This is a genomic window from Steroidobacter gossypii (assembly GCF_016801985.1).
Lineage (GTDB): Bacteria > Pseudomonadota > Gammaproteobacteria > Steroidobacterales > Steroidobacteraceae > Steroidobacter > Steroidobacter gossypii.
In genome coordinates, this window is sequence record NZ_JAEVLS010000002.1 from 1,389,355 (window position 1) to 1,408,479 (window position 19,125).

General features: G+C 62.7%; 10 protein-coding genes. All 10 read right to left on the reverse strand.

Annotated features, from left to right (window positions below; translation table 11 throughout):
* Positions 1 to 3 precede the first annotated feature (3 nt).
* Positions 4 to 3,177, reverse strand: a complete 3,174-nt coding sequence (locus JM946_RS13275; RefSeq protein ID WP_203167756.1) for a discoidin domain-containing protein — start codon at positions 3,175 to 3,177, stop codon at positions 4 to 6.
* Positions 3,174 to 3,995: a carbohydrate ABC transporter permease gene (locus tag JM946_RS13280; protein ID WP_203167757.1), complete on the reverse strand. Its 822-nt coding sequence runs from the start codon at positions 3,993 to 3,995 to the stop codon at positions 3,174 to 3,176. Before JM946_RS13280 ends, JM946_RS13275 begins: the two co-directional genes overlap by 4 nt.
* Entirely contained in the window at positions 3,992 to 4,870 is an 879-nt protein-coding gene (locus JM946_RS13285) for a carbohydrate ABC transporter permease (RefSeq protein WP_203167758.1), read from the reverse strand. Before JM946_RS13285 ends, JM946_RS13280 begins: the two co-directional genes overlap by 4 nt.
* A gap of 85 nt (positions 4,871 to 4,955) precedes the next feature.
* Complete coding sequence (locus JM946_RS13290) at positions 4,956 to 6,263, reverse strand: sugar ABC transporter substrate-binding protein (protein ID WP_203167759.1); 1,308 nt, start codon at positions 6,261 to 6,263, stop codon at positions 4,956 to 4,958.
* 6 nt (positions 6,264 to 6,269) lie between these two features.
* Positions 6,270 to 7,772: a glucoamylase family protein gene (locus tag JM946_RS13295; RefSeq protein WP_203167760.1), complete on the reverse strand. Its 1,503-nt coding sequence runs from the start codon at positions 7,770 to 7,772 to the stop codon at positions 6,270 to 6,272.
* Between the two features lie 46 nt (positions 7,773 to 7,818).
* The gene (locus JM946_RS13300) at positions 7,819 to 10,713 is read right to left on the reverse strand and encodes a TonB-dependent receptor (RefSeq protein ID WP_203167761.1); all 2,895 of its coding nucleotides are present in this window, start codon (positions 10,711 to 10,713) and stop codon (positions 7,819 to 7,821) included.
* 143 nt (positions 10,714 to 10,856) lie between these two features.
* Positions 10,857 to 12,131, reverse strand: coding sequence for an MFS transporter (locus JM946_RS13305; RefSeq protein WP_203167762.1), 1,275 nt, complete (start codon positions 12,129 to 12,131; stop codon positions 10,857 to 10,859).
* Entirely contained in the window at positions 12,124 to 15,954 is a 3,831-nt protein-coding gene (locus JM946_RS13310; protein WP_203167763.1) for a hydantoinase B/oxoprolinase family protein, read from the reverse strand. The genes JM946_RS13305 and JM946_RS13310 overlap by 8 nt, the downstream gene beginning before the upstream one ends.
* A 1-nt stretch (position 15,955) precedes the next feature.
* Positions 15,956 to 17,173, reverse strand: coding sequence for a dipeptidase (locus JM946_RS13315; protein WP_218042792.1), 1,218 nt, complete (start codon positions 17,171 to 17,173; stop codon positions 15,956 to 15,958).
* Positions 17,174 to 17,194: 21 nt separating this feature from the next.
* Complete coding sequence (locus tag JM946_RS13320; RefSeq protein ID WP_218042794.1) at positions 17,195 to 19,027, reverse strand: diguanylate cyclase; 1,833 nt, start codon at positions 19,025 to 19,027, stop codon at positions 17,195 to 17,197.
* Between the last annotated feature and the right edge of the window lie 98 nt (positions 19,028 to 19,125).

The window sequence follows — 19,125 nt, forward strand, 5'->3', positions numbered from 1 at the left end:
GTCTCATCGTGGAAACACGATGGTAAACGGCAGCTCGTTGATGCGCAGATCGGTTCCGAGCCAGCGCGCAAAGCCGCGCTGTATCGAATGATCTTCAGGAGGCGCCTCGCCTGGCCAGGACACCGCGATGCCGCCGACGGGCATCTGCTGGAGCGGCTCGACGTGCAAAGTGGTCTTGTCGTCTTCGACCTTCAATGAGTAGCTGAGCGGCCCGAAGGGCGTGCGCAGGTTGCGGACCTCGAAACCTTCCTTCCTGGTCCATGCCTCGGGCACGCCCGCCATCAGCACCAACGTCTCATCCGCCTGGCGCTCGAAGGCAAACATGTCGAGCAGCGAGCGGCCGTAGTCGGAAGCGACCCAGCCATGCGGCATGTCACCGATGAAGCGGCTCTCTCGCTCAACGCGCCCCACGACCTCGCCCCACTGATTCCAGGCCGCCGGGCGGCGATCGTCCATGAAGAACTGGATCAGTTCCTCGCCGCGATCGCGCCAGCCCAAACGGATGAAGGCGCCGAGATTGCGCCACTCATACGGCGTGTACGCATCCCAGCTGGTGCTCGTGCGGCGCGCGGTGAAATGCTTCCAGTAGCGCTCGAATGTGGCGTTGAGCTCGTTCGGCGGCAGCATCTGCGTTTCGCCCACGGGGGTAAGTGCAATGGTCGTCGAGGTCGCATCGAAATCGCCCAGTTCCGCCGCGCCCGGCAGATAGTCGATCTTGTGCGCGCGCATGGCCGTGTTGAGCGAGCGGTACAGGTCCGTGCGGAACTGATCGCGTGACTCGATGAACTTCGCCATCTGTTTCTTTTCGTTGAGTGCCCGAGCGATGCGGATCGAGGCCTCGTAGCCACCCAGCGCCCAGAAGTTATCCCAATACGAGTGCATGGGCTTGGCAGAGTAACCTTCATGGCTGATCGAGGCCGGCATCAGCCCATAGAATGCTGCGCGTTCTCCCTGCTGATTCTCCGGCGTGCGCTCGGACAGTCGCAGCTTGTCCATATAGTCGACCGTCTTGATCACCGCCGGCCACATGGAGCGCAGCAGCGGCTCGTCCCCGGTGTAGCGATAGATCTCATCGATCAGGAACAGGAACTCGCCCATGCTGTCGTTCTCCGGCACCGGATCGGCGCCGCGACGATCCACGCAGCAAGGCACTTTGCCGTTGGCGAACTGATACGGCGCGTACCAGGCGAGGAACTCCTTCGCCACCTCCGCATGCCCCATGCGCAGGAGCATCTCGGATGTCATTGCGCCGTCGCGGATCCACGAGCGCTCATAGGAACGCGAGCCAGGCTGGATCGCCGGGCCATCGCGATTGATGAGCACGTGCGCAAGCGAGGTGCGAAGCGTGTCGTACAGCGCCTGGTCGGCCTTGGGCAGGATGAGTTCGACGCGATTGAGCTTGTCGCGCCATTGCTGCTCGACTTCAGCCTTTGTTTGCGCCACCTGCTTGCTGACTGCGAGCTGTCGTTGTTGTTCGACCCTCTTGCCTTCGCGCCGGGCGCCGTCGCGGCCGGCGTGCTGCGGCAGGTCCAATATGATGTCGCGGCTTTCGCCGGGGGCGAGGTCCAGCGTGTAGAGCAAGGCGCCGGAGGCAAATCCGCTCTCATCGGTGACCTTGGTTGGCGCATCCGTCGCGCTCAACCATTCGCAAGGGGTATCGGCCGCCAGCGTCACCGCGCGAAAGGATTGCGGCGGTGTCTTTGGAAACACACTCGGCACTTTATCGACATGGACCACGCCGTTTTCGAATGCCAGGTCCTGAATCGGGCTAACGCCGCCTGGCGTGTTGAGAAACTGCGCCGGCGGATTTACCTGGAACGGACGCACTGCCAAAGCCAGGGTGTAGTGACGGCGACTTCTGGTCGGATTGCGAACCGTGTACAGGGCTTCGGTGCGTGCGTTGCCAGGCTCACCCAAGCCATAGGCGGTCGTGGACAACATCACGTCCGAATGTTTCCACGCCACCGTTGGAATCGGCAGGTAGTTCTCCGCGAGCGAATGTTGAATGGACACGTCCGCCCAGGTCAGCCACCTGTCACGCACGCGAATGAACGGCTCGATGGAGAAGCTGCCTTTGCGGATTTCAAGCGCGCCGTCTTCGGAGAGCATGCTCTCCTCGCTGTCGCCGTCGACGCCGATGATGGTCCAGTAGGTTTGCTCATTCAGATATGCACGGGGATAACAACCTTTGCGCGCGTTCCTGGCGAGGGATTCGATGAAAGCGTTCGGCGATGCGCCGAATTGCAGATCCCGCACGTGAAGCTCGCCAATGCCGACCGCGCGGCCGGGTTGCGGCATGCTCACTCGGATGTAGCGCGCCTCCGATTCGGGCAACAGATGCGAGTCTCGCCCACCGTTGCCGGCATCGACGGTACGGACTTTGTTCCAGGTCTTGCCGTCGGTCGATAGCTCGATGCTGTAACGCTGCGCGTGCAGCTTCGGCGCCCAATCGATTTCAAGGCCACCGAATTCCTGCACCGCCTGCAGATCCAACGTGAGGATTTGATCCTTGCCGCTGGCGTCGCTTTGCCAGCGCGTTCTTTGCTGACCATCGATGGCGTTCGCGGCGGCATGGCCTTGCGCTTCCGAGGTCGCTGACAAGGTCGGCTTCGCAACCTGCGAGGGCCGTTCGACCGGCTTGATCGCCAGACGATCGAACCAGAGATTGCCCTGGCCCCCGTCCTCACCGGCCGCAATGACGAACTCGAGGCCCGCGAACGATTTGAGCGTGCGATCGTTGGTGGGGCCCCAGGCGAACTCGATCTGCCGGCGCTTGATGCGGATTGGCTGCCAGTCGCCCGTTACCTGAAAGTTCGCTCGCCGGAACCACCAGACGTTATCGCCCGACGCATCGACGAACTTCATCTCGAAGTGATTGCGCCCCGCCTCACCGCGCATCCAGAAGGAGATCTCGTAGTCCTCCGGCAGGGTCACCGGCAACTTCCGCGTGGCTGCCGCATAGCCGGCCGTGTTGTTGAGGTTGTACTCGAGCACCAGCGCGTTGCCATCCACGCCCTTCTCCGCGCGCACGGACGCGTCCACTCCATCGGAGGCGAGCGAATTCCACTCGGCCACGTTCTCCATCTCATCGAGATATCGCATCTCAAGCTCCAGCCCCCGCTCCGCTCCCAGCGTGAGCAGCGGCAACAGCGCCAGTGCGCAGGCGAACCTCTTCATCCCTTCACGCTCCCCGCCAGAATCCCCGCGATGTAGTAACGCTGCAGAGCGAGGAACAAGACCAGCACCGGCACGACGGTGATGACCGCCCCGGCCATCATCAGCTCGTTGTCTTGCACGTGCTCGCGCGACAGCCCGGCGAGCGCCACGGGAAGTGTGTGCAGCTTCTGGTCGGTGAGCACGATGAGCGGCCACATGAAATCATTCCAGGTGGCCAGAAACGTGAGAATCGCCAAGGTGACCAGGATGGGCTGCAGCAGCGGCACCACCAGCGACCAGAAGATCTTCGCCTCGCTCGCCCCGTCGATCCTCGCCGCTTCGAGCAACTCATCCGGCAACGAAAGCGCGTACTGCCGGATCAGGAAGATGCCGAACACGCTCGCCATCACCGGGACGATCACCCCGCCATAGGTGCTGATCAGTCCCATCTCCTTCACCAGCGCGAACAACGGAATCATCGTCACCTGCGCCGGAATCACCAGCGCCCCCAGCAGGATCTGAAAGATCCGCTCGCGCCCCTTGAACCTCAGCTTGGCGAACGCGTATCCCGCCATCGTGTTGAGCACCAGCGCGATCAACGTGCCCAACGAAGCCACGATCGCGCTGTTCAGCATGTAGCGACCCGCATTGTGGTTCGCAAACAATTGCCGATAGTTCTCCAATGTCGGCTCCGCCGGCAGCAGCGGCGGAGGATACGTGCTCGCCGCGCCTGTGGGCATGAAGGAGACCGATAACATCCACAGCAAGGGGAACGCCGTGAGCACGGCGCCCACGATCAGCAACAGATTGACGATGATGGCCGGTCCCTTGCGCTTCATCGCTCACCCCTCTGCCGGCCGAGCCGCAACTGGAACGCCGTGACCAGGAACATCAGCACGAACAGGAGAAATGCGACCGCCGAGGCGCGACCGAGGCTCCACCACTTGAAGCCCTCCTCGTACATGAAATACAGCACGCTCAACGTGCTCTGCAGCGGCCCTCCCTCCGTCATCACATACGGCTCGGCGAACAGCTGGAAATAGCCGGTCATCGTGAGAATGCTCACCAGCAGCAGCACCGGTGCGATGCCCGGAATGGTGATGTGACGAAACACCTGCCACCCCGAGGCGCCGTCGATACGCGCGGCCTCGTAGAGATCCTCGGGGATGTTCTGCAGCGCCGCCAGCAGGATGATCATGTTGTAACCGAAGTTCTTCCACACCGCCATGACGACGATGGCGGGCATCGCCCATTGCGGATCGCCCATCCAATCGATGGGATCGATGCCGACGCTGCTGAGTCCATAGTTCAAAAATCCATAGCGCGTATGGAAGATGTAGCGCCACACCACGGCCACTGCGACCAGCGTGGTGACCACCGGCGCGAAGTAGACGGTGCGGAAGAAGCTGCGAAACCGCCCGAGCTTGGAATTGACCAGCAACGCCGCCCCGAGCGATGCGCCGATGGACAGCGGCACGCCCAACACCACGAAGTACAAAGTGTTCCAGAGCGACTTCCAGAACAGCGGATCCTGCAGCAAGGTCACGTAGTTGTGAAAACCGATGAAGCGCAGATTTCGCCAGTCGCTGAGCGCATACAGATCGAAGTCCGTCAGGCTCATCAGGAGCGCACCGAGCACTGGCACGAAGAAGAAGACGCCCATCACCATCAGCGCCGGCCCGACGAACCACCACGCCGCCATGGAACGCTTCATCGCAGCCCCGCCACGACGCACGTTTCCCGGCCGCGGCCCAGGCGGGCACGCGGGCGCTTGCAGGGATCCGCCTGAAATGAATGTTTCATGACGTGCCCGGCGAGGTATTTCTGTCCAGCATCCATCGACGCTTGGCGAGAATCTCATCGGTTCTGCGATCGAGTGCGACCACCGCTTCGTCGACGGTCTGCACGCCCTGCACCACGCGCTCGCCCGTCAATCTCATCTCGGTGGCGATGCGCTCCCACTCCGGCACCTTCGGCGGTGAGCGCACCCGGTCCAGCTGCGCAAGAAAGGCTCGCGCATAGGGCGACTCGATCAGCGCCGGCATCTGCCAGGAACTGCGTCGCGACGGCATGTCGCCCGTCAGCTCATAGAAGCGCTGCTGCACCGGCGGCCGTGATAGATACTCCGCCAGCAGCCACGCCTCGGGTTTGGCTTGCGATGTCTTGAACACGACGAGGCTCGAGCCGCCCGCGCTCGACAACCCCGGCCCATCCGGCCCCGGCATGGTCGCCGTCATCCAGTCATCCTGCAGCGACGCGGGCAGCCGCTTCTTGAACTCCGCGATGTTCCAGGGTCCCGAGATATAGAACGAGAAGAATCCGCGCCCGAACTCATCCCATACATTGGAGATCTGAGTGTTGGTCATGCGCGGCGCAAAGCCGCGATCGAACAGGCTGTCGTAGAACGACAGCGCGCGACGAAAGTCCTGGCCGCGAAAGTTTCCATAGCGCCCGCCATCGCGCAGCAGCTCGGAGGGCAACTGCAAGGCGAGCACAAGCAGCGGCTCGAACTCGTTCAACGGCAGCAGCACCGAATATCGATCCTGCCCGACCATTTGTTTGATGGCGCCGAGCATCTCGCTCCACTGATCCCAGGTCTGTGGCGGATCCTCGTAGCCCGCCTGCCGCAGCAAGTCGCGCCGGTAGTACAGCAGTCGCGTATCGACGTACCAGGGAATGCCGAACAGAATGTCATCGACGCGATTGGAGGCCAGGATGCCTTCGAAATAATCCTCGAGCGGAATCTCTTGGGAGCCCGCGACGTAGCCATCGAGCGGCTCCAACGCATCGAGCGCGGCAAACTCTGGAATCCAGGTATTTCCCAGCTGACACAGATCGGGCAACGTCTCGCCCGCATAAGCGGTGAGCAGTTTCTCGTGCGCCACCGTGAACGGCATCTTCTGCACGTTCACGCGGATCTTCGGATACTCCTGTTCGAACCCGCGAATCAACTCGGCTGCGACATCCCCTTCCCGCCCGGCGCCCCAGAAGGTGAGCTCCTTCTGGTCCGACGAGCGGCCGCAGCCGGCAAGCGCCAATGCTGCGCCGGAGAGCGTCGCGATCGCCTCGCGACGACTCATCCCTGCGACGAATGGCGTCGAGGCCATGGCGTCTCAGGAGCTGGGTTGTGCGGGCGCGGGTTGGTCGAGCCAGCCACCAGTGAAGCCCGCCCGCTGCAGCCCCCGCCGGATGTGCGGATTGGTGCGCATGACGCTCCAGATCAATCCGCTGCGATAGTTCTCGATCATGGCCACGATGGGACCTTGATCGATGCCCAGATAATCATCCGCGATCCAGCCGATGCCCTCGATGACCCGGCCATGGCGCAGAGGCACGTCGGTGAACGTGAAGCTCGGATTCACCGAGTCCAGGAATCCGTACTTCTGATACAGATGTTCGCCGAAGCGAGCGCGGAACGCGCGCACCGCCGGGATGGCGATCTCCGGAGCGAACGCAATCGAGGCGACCGAGGCGGTCGGTGCGATCGTGCCGTCGTCCAGCACGTGGATCGAGGCGGTGCTTCGGGCCGCATACGTGAAAAAGCCGCGCTCTTCGTTGTTATAGATCTGCACTGTGTCGGCCGGGCCGTCGCAGGCGGTCAGACCCCAGATCTCGCTGTCATAGCCTCGCCATCGCATCGGATTCTGCCGCGCATACTCGCGCTGCGCATACGAGGCTCGACGGCTGTTCTCGAAATAGTCGAAGCCCTTTTCGCGATTGAACGCATCCATGATGCCGCGAAAATCGATCCACACGTGCGAGTACTGATGTCCGAAGTGAGGACCGAAGGAGAGGAACTCCTGGCCCATGAACTCGCCGTACGACTTCTTGTACGTGCTCATCCACTCCGTCCATGCTTCCGGCTCGATGGGATGGGTCGGTGAACCGAGCGCCAGGATGTACATGAGCATGGCTTCGTTGTAGCCACGCCAGTCGAAGCGCAAAAAGCCGCTCTCCGGCCGCCAGCCATGCGAGAGGACCGGCGGGCGACTTTGCGCCCACTTCCAATCCACCCGCGAGTAGATCTTCTCCGCAAGCGCGCGGATCTCGCGCTCCGAGCGCGTGTCCTGATCGTAATAGCTCTGCGACAGCAGCACGCCACCGAGCAGCAACGCGGTGTCCACAGTCGACAGCTCCGAGGTGCCGAAGCGCTGCCCGTTATGCATGTGGACGAAATGATAGTAGAAGCCTTTGTAGCCCCCCATCCCGCTCTCATCGGGCCCTTGCGGCATGGACTCGAGGAATCGCAACGTCCGCAACGTTCGCAAACGCGCCTGCGAGCGCGACACGTAGCCACGCTCGGCCCCGATCACATATGCGGTGAGCGCAAAGCCCACGGCCGCGATGCTGGCGAACGAGGGGGATGGGAAGCGATCCGGCGCCATCCCGTTCTGTTTGTTGGTGGTGTCCCAGAAGAACCGGAAGGTGCGGCGCTGCAGATTGTTGAGCACCGGATCGCCATCCTTCTCCGGATCGAACACTCGCGAACGCTCCACCACGACGCCCGGCACCTTTTTAGTGGGCCGCTGCTCCGCCGCGCCGGCCGCCCCCACCCACAGCGTTGCGGCGATCAGCCACAGCAGGCCTCGCCAGGCGAAGGAGTCATGCAACCTCATCGTGTACGTATGCCATGGTAGTCCCGAATACCCGTTTCATTCTTACCTAGAAACTATACGTCATACCGACCTGGAAGCGACGTCCCGGTTCAATCAGATCGGTGGGTTGGCCGAAGGCTTCATTCGGCGCGCCGCCGAATGGGATGGTGCCGTTGTAGGAGCGTGGGTCGTAGTTCTCGTAGTCGAACACGTTGAACACCTCGCCGATCAGGCTGAAAGCCTGCGACTGGCCGAACTCGAAGCGCTTCTCCAGCCGGAAATCGAGGCTGCGATACGCGAACGCGTCCGGGAAGATGAACGAGTGCTTCTCCGGCCGGCCGGTGTAGTAGCGATATTGAATCTCGCCGGGGCCGGTGCCCTGCGATTGATCGGTGATGGTGTAACCCGTGCCGGAGCCCAAGGTCAGCGTGCTGGAGAGCTTGATGTCCCACGGCAGGCCGACGATGCCCGTCATCACGATGCGATGCCGCTCGTCGGCGTTGGTGGGATGACGCGGGTAATCCGACACCAGAGGATAGTCCAGACTGAACAGGTCGCCACCCGTTTCTTCCGCTTCGCTGTACGTGTATGCGAAGGTCATGCCCCAGTTGGAGGCCTGCGTGTAAGCCTTTTCCAGTGTCACATACACGCCGTTGTACCAGCTCTGCTTGTCATCGCTCGAGACCAGGATGTTGCCGAAGCCGCCGCTCACGGGGGCGCAGCAGTCCAGGTCGGGCTCCGGACCGATCAAGCCGTCCGGATTGCGATTGCCGTAGATGTACGTGAAGCCATGGCGACTGCGATTGCGCGCGAACGTGAGCGATGCGAGCCAGTCCTCGCCGAAGCGCTGGCGCACGCCGAGGCTCGCCTGGATGGTCTCGGGAATGCGCGTGTCTTTATCGATCAGGAAGATCTCCGGATTCGGCGCCACGCCCGAGGCGATCAACTGATTCAAGCCTTCGACGCTCAGGTACGCATCGTTCCAAACGATGGTGGGCTGTCCGTTACGCGGCAAGCCGTCGGCGGAGAACTGGAATCTGCGTGTCTGCCATTGCAGGCGGAAACGCTCGTCCAGAATCTCGTTGTACAGGACGCGATCGAAGTAACGGCCCACGCCGCCGAAGATCACCGTGCGCTGATCGTCGAACAGATCGAACGAGAAGCCCAGACGCGGCTGGATCAAATCGGTCGGGCTGTCACGATCGTTGCCGTCGGTGAAGTAGCGATCGGGCACATACTGCGAAGCTGCGGCCCGAATGGCGTCCGGCGTCACATAGTCTTTGCCGAGCAGATCGGTGTCGTAATCCCACCGCACGCCGAGATTCAACGTGAGCCGTGGCGTCACCGACCAGTCGTCCTGGATGTACAGACCGTATTGAGTGGTCTCGCCCGAGAGGTCAGGATTGCCCGTGCCGTACTCCGCTTCGGCGGGGAATGCGAAACCGCCGATCTCTGGACGGAAGCGGAAGATCGGATTGGAGTTCTGGAACTTCTGCACTTCATAGTCGACCTGACTGATGCGGATGCCGGTCTTGACCGAGTGGCCGCCGAACCACTCGAACTCGGTGAACGTCAGATCGTCCTTGAAGGTCACCACTTCCTGGCCGATGTTCTGCTTGGTCGAGCCGCCGCCGATCCGGATGATGCCCACGTACTCGCGCCCGATGAGGTCGTAGTTGATCGGCGTCGGATGCCACTCGTATTTCATGTACATCAGCGTGGCTTCATTGGTGAACCTGGCCGTGTCGTAGGTGTGACCGAACTTGACGGTGCGCACCTCGTTCTGGATGTCGTTGGCCGCCTCGTAGCTGTTCTGGCCCTGAAAATCCTTGATGTCCGACTCATCGCGCAGGCTGAATGACAGATCCATGGTCTGGTTGTAAGTGGGCTGGAAGTCGAGCTTGGCGAACACCAGGTCCTCGCGGAAGGGTTGCACGAACGAGCCCTCATACTGTCCGAAGATGGGCTCGGCCGAGGGGTTGCCCAAGGTCACGCGCTCGGCGCGATCCTGATCGTTGCCCTCGTAGGCCACAAAGAAATGCAGCTTGTCCCTGATGATCGGGCCGCCGAACGACAGGCCGTACTGCTTGCGCTCATACGCCGCCCGCGGCTCGCCGGGTCGCGCGAAGTCATCGCGCGCCACCAGGCCCTTGTCCTGCCAGTAGATGAACGTATCGCCGTGAAACTCGTTGGTGCCGGATTTCGTTCGCGCGGTGATGATGGCGCTCGAGGCCTGCTCATATTCGGCCTTGAAGTTCTGCGTGATGACGCGGAACTCCTGCACGGCGTTCTGCGGGAAGGGATTGCCGCGGCTCGAGTCCTGGCCGACCACGCCGCCGTTGATCACCTGGTTCTTGTAGCTCACGCCGTCGATATAGACATTCACGGCGTTGGCGCTGAGCGCGCCGGCCTGAAAAGTTTTCTCGGTGTCGCGATCGTTGATGCGCACACCCGGCGCGAGCGCGGCGAAGTTCAGGAAGTTGCGATTGCCTTGCGGCAGCGACTCGATCTGTTCGACGCTGATGTTGGTCGCCACTTCGGAGGTGCGCATGTCGACCAGACGCTCGGCGGTCACGACGACTTCATCCTCAACCGCCACCGTCGCGGCCTGCGGCACGGCGTTCAGATCGAGGTCGATGGTTTGACCGATCGAGACGCGCACCGCGCGTGCGGTCTCCTGAAAGCCTTCGCCTTGAATCCTCAATTGATACGTTCCAGGCACGAGACCAATCAAGGCGTACGTGCCGCCCTCCTGCGTCGTAGCTTGTTTGGTGAAGCCCGTTGCCGAATTGGTCGCGGTCACCTGCACGCCCGCGGGCACCGGATTGCCGTTGGCCAGAACTCGACCGCGCACCACGGCGCTCGTGACTTGCGCCTCAACCACCGTGGGTGTGATGGTCGCGCCCACGACGACGATCGAGAGCCCGAGCGCCTGAAGAATCCCCCATCGCAGCGTTTTCATGGCAATGCGTCCTTATGTCAGGAATCTCCTGTAACGATCCTGCGCCAAAGGAGTTCCGGCATGTTGTCGGAGTGCAACGCCCGGTATATGCGGGAGCGCTGGAGCCCGCGGCGGCTGCGTCGAATTCGCAGCAGGCAGGAAATTCAATCGAGCTGTTCGCGCGCTCGCTCTCGCACCATGAACAGCACCAGGCAGGTGATCAACGAGGCGATCGCTGCGTAGGAAGAAACCGCAATGGCTGACCCAAACCTTTGTAGCAGCGCGGTCGACACCATCGGCGCGATGCCGCCGCCGACGATGCCGGCCAATGTATAAGCAAGCGATGCACCGGCGTAGCGAACCCGCGTCGGAAACTGTTCAGCGATGAAGGCGGCCTGCGGACCATACATCATCGCGTGCACGGTCAAGGCGACCACGACCGCGAGGATGATGAGCGTCGGTTGTTTCGTCTCCAGCAATGGAAAGAATGCAAACATCCAGATCAGACCCAGCACGGCGCCCGCGCCGTACACGATGCGTCGGCCGTAGCGATCCGAGAGCGCTCCGAACAGCGGAATCGTGAATGCGTTGATGGCGCCGCCGATGGAGAGCGCAATCAGCGCCAGCGTGCGCGACTCACCCAACACAGTGGTGATGTAGCTCAAGGCGAAGGCGACCGAGAGCGAATACAACACGTCGGGACCGATGCGAACGCCGCCGCCCACCAGCAGGCTGCGCCAGTGCGATCGCAGGACTTCGCTGATCGGCGCCTGCGCTTTGGAGTCCTGCTGCTCGATGTGTTTGAAGAGCGGCGTCTCCTCCACGCCCACTCGTATCCACAGACCGAACGCGACGAGCGCGACGCTGGCGAAGAACGGCAGCCGCCAGCCCCACGCGATGAAGTCATCGGGCGACAAGGCCCAGGTGATCAAACCGAGCGTCCCAGTGGCGAGCAATGTTCCAAGCGAAGGTCCCATCTGGGCCCATGAAGCGTTGCGGCCGCGTCGTCGTGGATCGCCGTGCTCGACGCTGAGCAGCACTGCGCCGGCCCACTCGCCACCCAGCGCCGCGCCCTGCACGAAACGCAGCACCACCAGCATGATGGGGCTTGCCACGCCCGCACTCGCGTAGGTGGGCAGCAGGCCCATCAATGCCGTCGTGATTCCCATCAACAGCAGCGTTGCCACCAACACGAAGCGTCGGCCATAACGATCGCCCAAGTGGCCGAAGATCAGGCCACCGACGGGGCGAGACAGATAACCGACCGCGAATGTCGAAAACGCGAGCAGCGTGCCTGAGAGCGGATCGAACGATGGGAAGAACAGTTGGTTGAAGACCAGCGCGGCCAGCATGTTGTAGACCGCGAAGTCATAGTATTCGAGCGTCGTGCCGACGATGCTCGCGGTCGCCAGTCGGCCTGTCGCCGGCCGCTCAGCCAAAGCCGCCGCCTCCTGGCGTTTGAATCACGAAGACGTCCTCCCGGGCCACTTGTGCGGTGTGAGTGGCGCCGAAGTGCTCGACGACGCCGTTGGCGCGCTCGATCCAGTTCTTGCCCGTTTGCGCAGCGTGGCCACCTGCGACGCCGAAGGGTGCAACTTGTCGATGGTTCGCAAGCAGCACCGCCGTCATCGGCTTCAAGAAGCGAACGCGTCGTTCCACGCCGTCGCCGCCCTTGTGTCGGCCCGCGCCACCCGAGCCTCGGCGGATGCTGAAAGCGTCGAGCCTCACGGGGAAGCGCCACTCGAGCACCTCCGGGTCGGTGAGGCGCGAGTTGGTCATATGCGTTTGAACCGCGTCCGTGCCGTCGAAATCGGGACCGGCGCCGGAGCCACCTGCGATGGTCTCATAGTACTGGTGACTGCCGTCACCGAAGGTGAAGTTGTTCATCGTGCCCTGGCTTGCGGCGAGCACGCCGAGCGCGCCGTACAGGCAGTCGGTGACCACCTGTGACGTCTCGACGTTGCCGGCGACGACGGCGGCGGGATGTTTCGGGTTGAGCATGGAGCCAGGCGGCACGATGATCTGCAGCGGCTTCAGGCAACCGGCGTTCATTGGGATCTCATCGTCCACCAGCGTTCTGAATACATACAGCACCGCCGCTCTGGTCACGGAGACCGGCGCGTTGAAGTTGTTTGGCTGCTGTTCGCTCGTGCCGGTGAAGTCGATGGTTGCAGAGCGTGTTTCGCTATCGATGCGGATGGTGACCTTCACCGTCGCGCCGTTGTCCATGGCATAGGTGAACTCGCCGTCGTGGAGCGCGTCGATCACGCGTCGTACGGCTTCCTCGGCGTTGTTCTGAACGTGGTGCATGTAGGCCTGCACCACCGGCAGGCTGAAGTGATCCACCATCGCTTCGAGCTCGGCCGCGCCTTTCTGGCAGGCGGCAACCTGCGCCCGAAGGTCGGCGAGGTTCTGCTCGACGTTACGCGCTGGGTATTTGCCAGAGGTCAGCAGCGTGCGCATGTTTTCTTCGAGAAACACGCCGTCTGCAACCACCTGCACGTTGTCGAGCAGCACGCCTTCTTCATCGATGTGCGTCGAGCTTGCCGGCATCGATCCCGGCGTCGAGCCGCCAATGTCCGCGTGGTGGCCTCGCGCCGCGACGAAGAAGGTGGGCTTGGAGACATCGCACGCCTGTTTGACATCACGGCGGTCCTTCGAGTGATCGGCATCGCGTTCGTGCGAGGCTACGGAAGCCGTGCCGGACTGCTTCGATTCGCCGTGCTCGGCGGCGTCGATGAAGACGGGCATGACCACGGTCACGTCTGGAAGATGCGTTCCGCCGGCATACGGCGCGTTGAGAACGTAGACGTCGCCACGGCGCATTGTGTTCGCGCGTCGTCGGAGGATTTCCTGGACGGACTCGCCCATCGAGCCCAGATGCACCGGCATGTGCGGCGCATTGGCGATGAGGTGGCCGGCCTCGTCGAACAACGCACAGGAGAAGTCCAGGCGCTCTTTGATGTTGACGGAGGTCGCCGTGTTCGCAAGCGTCACGCCCATCTGCTCGGCGATGGCCATGAACAGATTGTTGAAGACCTCGAGCAGCACCGGATCGGCCTGCGTGCCGATGGCGTGCTCACGACGCAATGGCTCGATTCGTCGCAGCACCAGATGATTGAGCGGCGTCACCTCAGCCTGCCAGCCCGGTTCGATCACAACGGTGGTATTGCGCTCGCGAATGACGGCAGGGCCGCGCAGCTTCACACCGGGCAATAACGTGCTTCGCTGGTAAAACGGCGTCACTTGCCAGCGATCGGCAAAATACACCGGCCGCGTATCGAGGCGTGCCGACGGCGTCTGCTCCGATGTAACTTCCGTCGCCGGATGCACGGACTCATAGGACGCCCCGATCGCCTCCACGCTGATCGACTCGATGACGAGCGCCCGACCGGACATCAAAAAGCCATAACGCTGGCGATATTCTTCGTAGAATTTCGCCGCCAGCTGCGATGCCGACCCCAGGCTTGTTTCCTCCGCCGCATATTTTCTTTTCTGATCCTGCCCTGCCCGATCCGAAAGCCCCGTCGCACTTTCAGCCGTCGCTTTGTCAGGGGCGGCGGCGCCTTGCGTCTGATCGGGCGACAGAAGCAGCGTGCTGTCCGTGCCGGCGTACTTGATCGCGAGCTTGCGCGCGATGCGGACGCGGTCGCTGGCGACGCCTTGGGCGAGCAGCGCGTCGCGGGCGGAGGATTCGAGGGCGGCAAAGGCGGCAGTGAGATCGTTGAGCGTCTCGTCGCGCAGCTCGGCTTCCACAGCCTGCTGCTTCATGGTCGTCACATCAGCAAGCCCGATGCCGTACGCAGATAACAATCCGGCCAAGGGATGGATGTAGACCGTCTGCATGCCCAACGCGTCCGCCACCAGACAGGCATGCTGGCCCGCGGCCCCGCCGAAGCACACGAGCGTGTACTCCGTGACGTCATGCCCACGTTGCACGGAGATCTTCTTGATGGCGTTGGCCATGTTCTCCACGGCCACGCGAATACATCCGGCGGCAATGCTCTCCTCGGTGTGTGCCGAGGTCCCAGGTGAGGACGCCGCAACCTCCGCAGCCAGCGAAGCAAATCTCGCCTTCACCACACCAGCATCGAGCGGCTCATCGCCCCCGCTGCCAAACACCGCTGGGAAGAACTCCGGCTGAATCCGCCCGAGCAACACGTTGCAATCCGTCACCGTCAGCGGCCCACCGCGACGATACGCCGCGGGCCCTGGATCCGCGCCGGCCGACTCCGGTCCAACGCGAAGTCGCACGCCATCGAAGCGACAGATCGAGCCACCACCGGCGGCGACAGTGTGAATCTGCATGATCGGCGCACGCATGCGCACGCCCGCCACTTCAGTATCGAACGCACGCTCGTACTCACCGTCGTAGTGAGCAACGTCGGTCGACGTGCCGCCCATGTCGAATCCGATGATCTTCTCGAACCCTGCCTCACCTGCTGCGCGCACGGCGCCGACGATGCCGCCCGCCGGCCCCGACAGGATCGCATCCTTGCCCTGAAACTGACGTGCATCCGTCAGCCCACCGGAGGACTGCATGAACTGCAATCGCACGCCCGGCAACTGGGAGGCCACCTGCTCCACATATCGCCGCAACACCGGCGAGAGATAAGCATCCACGACGGTGGTGTCCCCACGCGAGACCAGCTTCATCAACGGGCTGACTTCGTGAGAAATCGAAACCTGGGTAAATCCAACGCGCCTCGCAAGCTCACCGAGCGCTCGCTCATGCGCCGGATACCGATAGCCGTGCATCAACACCACCGCGCAGCTTCGAATCCCACGATCAAACACCGATCGCAGCGCCCGCTCCGCTCCGATGAGATCGAGCTCCCGAACGACGGCGCCATCGGCCCCGATACGCTCATCGATCTCCACGACCTCTTCATAGAGGAGCGATGGCAACTCGATGTGCCGAACGAACAACTTGGGCCGATGCTGATAAGCGATGCGCAACGCATCGGCAAACCCGCGCGTGATGAGCAGCACCGTGCGATCGCCCTTGCGCTCGAGCAGCGCATTGGTCGCAACCGTGGTGCCCATCTTCACCGCATCGATGCGCTCGCCAGGAATGGGCGCCTCGGGCGCGAGCTGCAACAACTCGCGAATGCCTTGAACCGCAGCGTCTCGATAACGCTGCGGATTCTCGGACAGCAGTTTGAGGGTGGCGAGCGAGCCGTCAGGACGGCGGCCGATCACATCCGTGAACGTGCCGCCACGATCGATCCAGAACTGCCAGCGCTCCGCTGGGACGCTCACGTTATTTCTTGTTGAGCCGGCGCGACACGTCCTCGGCCTGCGCCAGGGCGCGAAGCACGTTCTCGCCGGCGAGCAGCGTCAGGTCCTCATCGCTCCAGCCGCGGCGAATCAGCTCGGCGAACAACAACGGATAGCTGGACACGTCTTCCATGCCGACCGGCCAGTCGGAATTGCCGTCGTAATCGCCGCCCAAGCCAATGTGCTTCACGCCGGCGACCTTGCGGATGTGTTCGATGTGATCGGCGACCTTGGCGATGCTGGTCTTGGGCAGCTTCAGTTTGCCCATGACTTCTTCGGCGATCCTATTCGCCTCTTCCACGGACTTGCCCTGCGCGCGACGACCGATCTCCGCCATGGCAGGCACCTGAATCTTGGCGACCTCAGGATCGATGAAGCCGGCGACGAACGTGACCATCACCACCCCGCCATTCTCAGGCAGACGCTTCAAGATGCTGTCCGGCACGTTACGGGGCACGTCGCACAGCGCGCGAGCCGAGGAGTGCGAGAAGATCACCGGCGCCTTCGATACACGCAAGGCATCATCCATCGTGCCATCGGAGACGTGCGACAGATCGATCAGCATGCCGAGACGGTTCATCTCCAGCACGACCTCCTCGCCGAATCTGGTGAGCCCGCCGTGCCGAGCCGGCTGAGCCGCCGAGTCGGCCCAGTCGAGATTCACGTTGTGAGTGAGCGTCATGTAGCGCACGCCCAGATCGTAATAAGCGCGCAATGCGCCCAGGGAATTCTCGATCGCGTGACCGCCTTCCATGCCCAGCAGCGAGGCGATGCGCCCTTCGCGATGAGCCGCACGCACCTCTTCAACCGTGGTGGCGAATCGAAATTTCGGATAGCGCTCGATCATCCGGCGCGCGATATCGATCTGCTCGAGCTGCGTACGTGCGAAGCCCGTGCCGATCTCACCGGGAATGTAGACCGACCAGAACTGCGCGCCGACACTGCCCTGCTCCAGGCGCTTCAAATCGGTCTGGCCCGGCACTGCGCCATTCAGGTCATACGCTGCGACATCGCCGGGCGCCTGCTTGTCGGTGCGAATGGCCCAGGGCAGATCGTTGTGACCGTCGACCAGGATGACTTTCTTCAGCAGCTGACGCGCATGGGTCAGCGCCTTGTCCTCATCGGCATGAGCTACCGTATTCACCGCCGCGAATGCAAGCATCCCGCACGCGACCAGCACAGTCCTTCGCAGTATCGTCATCGTATCCCCTGTGGTTTGAGATCAGGCGAATTCCACTCGCGCCGGCTGCAACGGCGCCGCGGGCATCTCGGCCTCGGGCGCGGGCAGCTGCGCTTTGACGCAGTTCCGTCCGGCGCGCTTGGCATCGTACAGCGCCGAATCGGCCCGCTGAAGCATGGTGCTGGGTGTATCGCCCGAGGACCTGGACATGGTCAAGCCGATGCTGACGGTGATGCGTCTGTCCGACAGCCAGCGACGAGTATCGATGCTCATGACGCCTTCACGGAAGCGCTCCGCCAGGCGATAGGCCTTGTCGAAGTCCGCCCCGGGAATCACGACCACGAACTCCTCACCGCCCAGTCGGCCGATGAACGCAGGCTCATGCACGTCCTCGCGCAGTTCCCTCGCCACCAGCTTCAAAGCCTCATCGCCTTCGGCATGGCCGTGCTGATCGTTGATGCTCTTGAAATGATCGATATCGATGATGAGCATCGCGCAGTTCGGCGGATTGGGCTGCTGTAACAAGGGCGCGAGCCGCGACAGCACGGCGCGACGATTCGGCACGCCGGTGAGCTCATCAGTCATGGCGAGCGTGCGCATGCGGCGCTTCGAGCGCCATTGATGAATCGCCAACGTCGCCAGCAGCAACGCGAGCGCCACGGTGAGCGCGATCACCACTCTTTGCAGATTGCGCGCTCGCTGGCCTTGCGCCAGGGCGAGCTGATTGGCGTTGTTCTCACGCACCAGCAGCGCATTCTCTTTTTCTTTCGCGGCCGTATCGAACTCCACCTTCAGGGTGGCGAAGCGCTGGTCGACTTGATTGCGAAACATTCGCTCGGAGGTTTCCTGGGCGCTCGCGAGGTACGCGTAGCCTTCGCGCCAGTTCCCCATGTCCGAGAGCACGGCGGCGAGCTCGCCGTAAGTCGCTCGCAGCTCGTTGAGCGAGTCGGCCTTCTGGAACACCACTAGCGCGGCCTTCAACGCTTCGGCGCTGGCCGGCAACTGACGCAGACGATGCAGGGCCACGCCACGGGCCAGATTGATCTGCGCCTCGAGTCGCGCATCCGGCGTTTGCCTTTGTAACGCCTGTGCCTGATCCAGAATCTGCAGGGCGCCTTTCGGATCGCCTTTGGCGTTCTTGACGGCCGCAAGACCGCGCAGCGCGTACGCCTCGCCGCGCGGGTAGTTCAATTGCCGGCTGATGGTGTACGACTCCTGAAACGCCGCCTGCGCCGCATCCCACTCGTGCAGGTTCTCGTGCGCACGCCCCAGGTTGTGCAAGGTGACGCTCTGCTCACGATACATTCCGGCGTCACGCTGCGCCTTGAGCGCACGATCGTACATGTAGCGCGCCTGGGCATAGTCGCCCATGCGGTTATAAAGAATGGCGATGCCGTTCAACGCGGTGAGCGAATGATCCGGCAGATTGATGTCTTCATATAATCCCTGTGCGCGCTTCAGATCGGCAAGACCCGTGGCGTACTGCCCTTGCAAACCCAACAGGTAGCCGCGCGAGTACAAAGATTGGGCGAGCATCTCGGTGTCCTGCTCCCGGGTTGCGAGGGCAACCGCCTGCTCGTACAGCTCGCGTGCGCGGCCCGTCTCGCTGCCCGTCTCCAGGATGGTGCCTTCGCAGCCGAGCACACCGGCTTCCAATCCCGGACGGGTGGCCTGCGGCAGCAGCGCACGCGCCTTGGCCACCTCCGCTTCGGCCGCACGGCGGTCCTGCTCGGACAAGTGATCACACAACATCAGCCGGGCCCGGATCTCCAGATCGGCGTTGGGCTGGTCGGCCAGAATTTTCAGGGCGGCTTGCGCGTCCCGAACCATGTCGGCCGGACGGCTGCGAACCGCGGCGGCGGCCCGATCGATCAACTGTTGGGCAGGATGCGAAGGTTTCGGGTGCGACTCAGCCGCCCGCGCCGTCCCTGTCACAGCTAACAGTGCGGCGGCCAACAACAGGCACGCCGTTC

What these genes read in the sequence shown, in the direction of transcription:
- JM946_RS13275 (WP_203167756.1), bottom strand. Translation starts at nt 3,177, where the DNA reads ATGAAGAGGTTCGCCTGCGCACTGGCGCTGTTGCCGCTGCTCACGCTG.
- JM946_RS13280 (WP_203167757.1), bottom strand. Translation starts at nt 3,995, where the DNA reads ATGAAGCGCAAGGGACCGGCCATCATCGTCAATCTGTTGCTGATCGTG.
- JM946_RS13285 (WP_203167758.1), bottom strand. Translation starts at nt 4,870, where the DNA reads ATGAAGCGTTCCATGGCGGCGTGGTGGTTCGTCGGGCCGGCGCTGATG.
- JM946_RS13290 (WP_203167759.1), bottom strand. Translation starts at nt 6,263, where the DNA reads ATGGCCTCGACGCCATTCGTCGCAGGGATGAGTCGTCGCGAGGCGATC.
- JM946_RS13295 (WP_203167760.1), bottom strand. Translation starts at nt 7,772, where the DNA reads ATGAGGTTGCATGACTCCTTCGCCTGGCGAGGCCTGCTGTGGCTGATC.
- JM946_RS13300 (WP_203167761.1), bottom strand. Translation starts at nt 10,713, where the DNA reads ATGAAAACGCTGCGATGGGGGATTCTTCAGGCGCTCGGGCTCTCGATC.
- JM946_RS13315 (WP_218042792.1), bottom strand. Translation starts at nt 17,173, where the DNA reads ATGACGATACTGCGAAGGACTGTGCTGGTCGCGTGCGGGATGCTTGCA.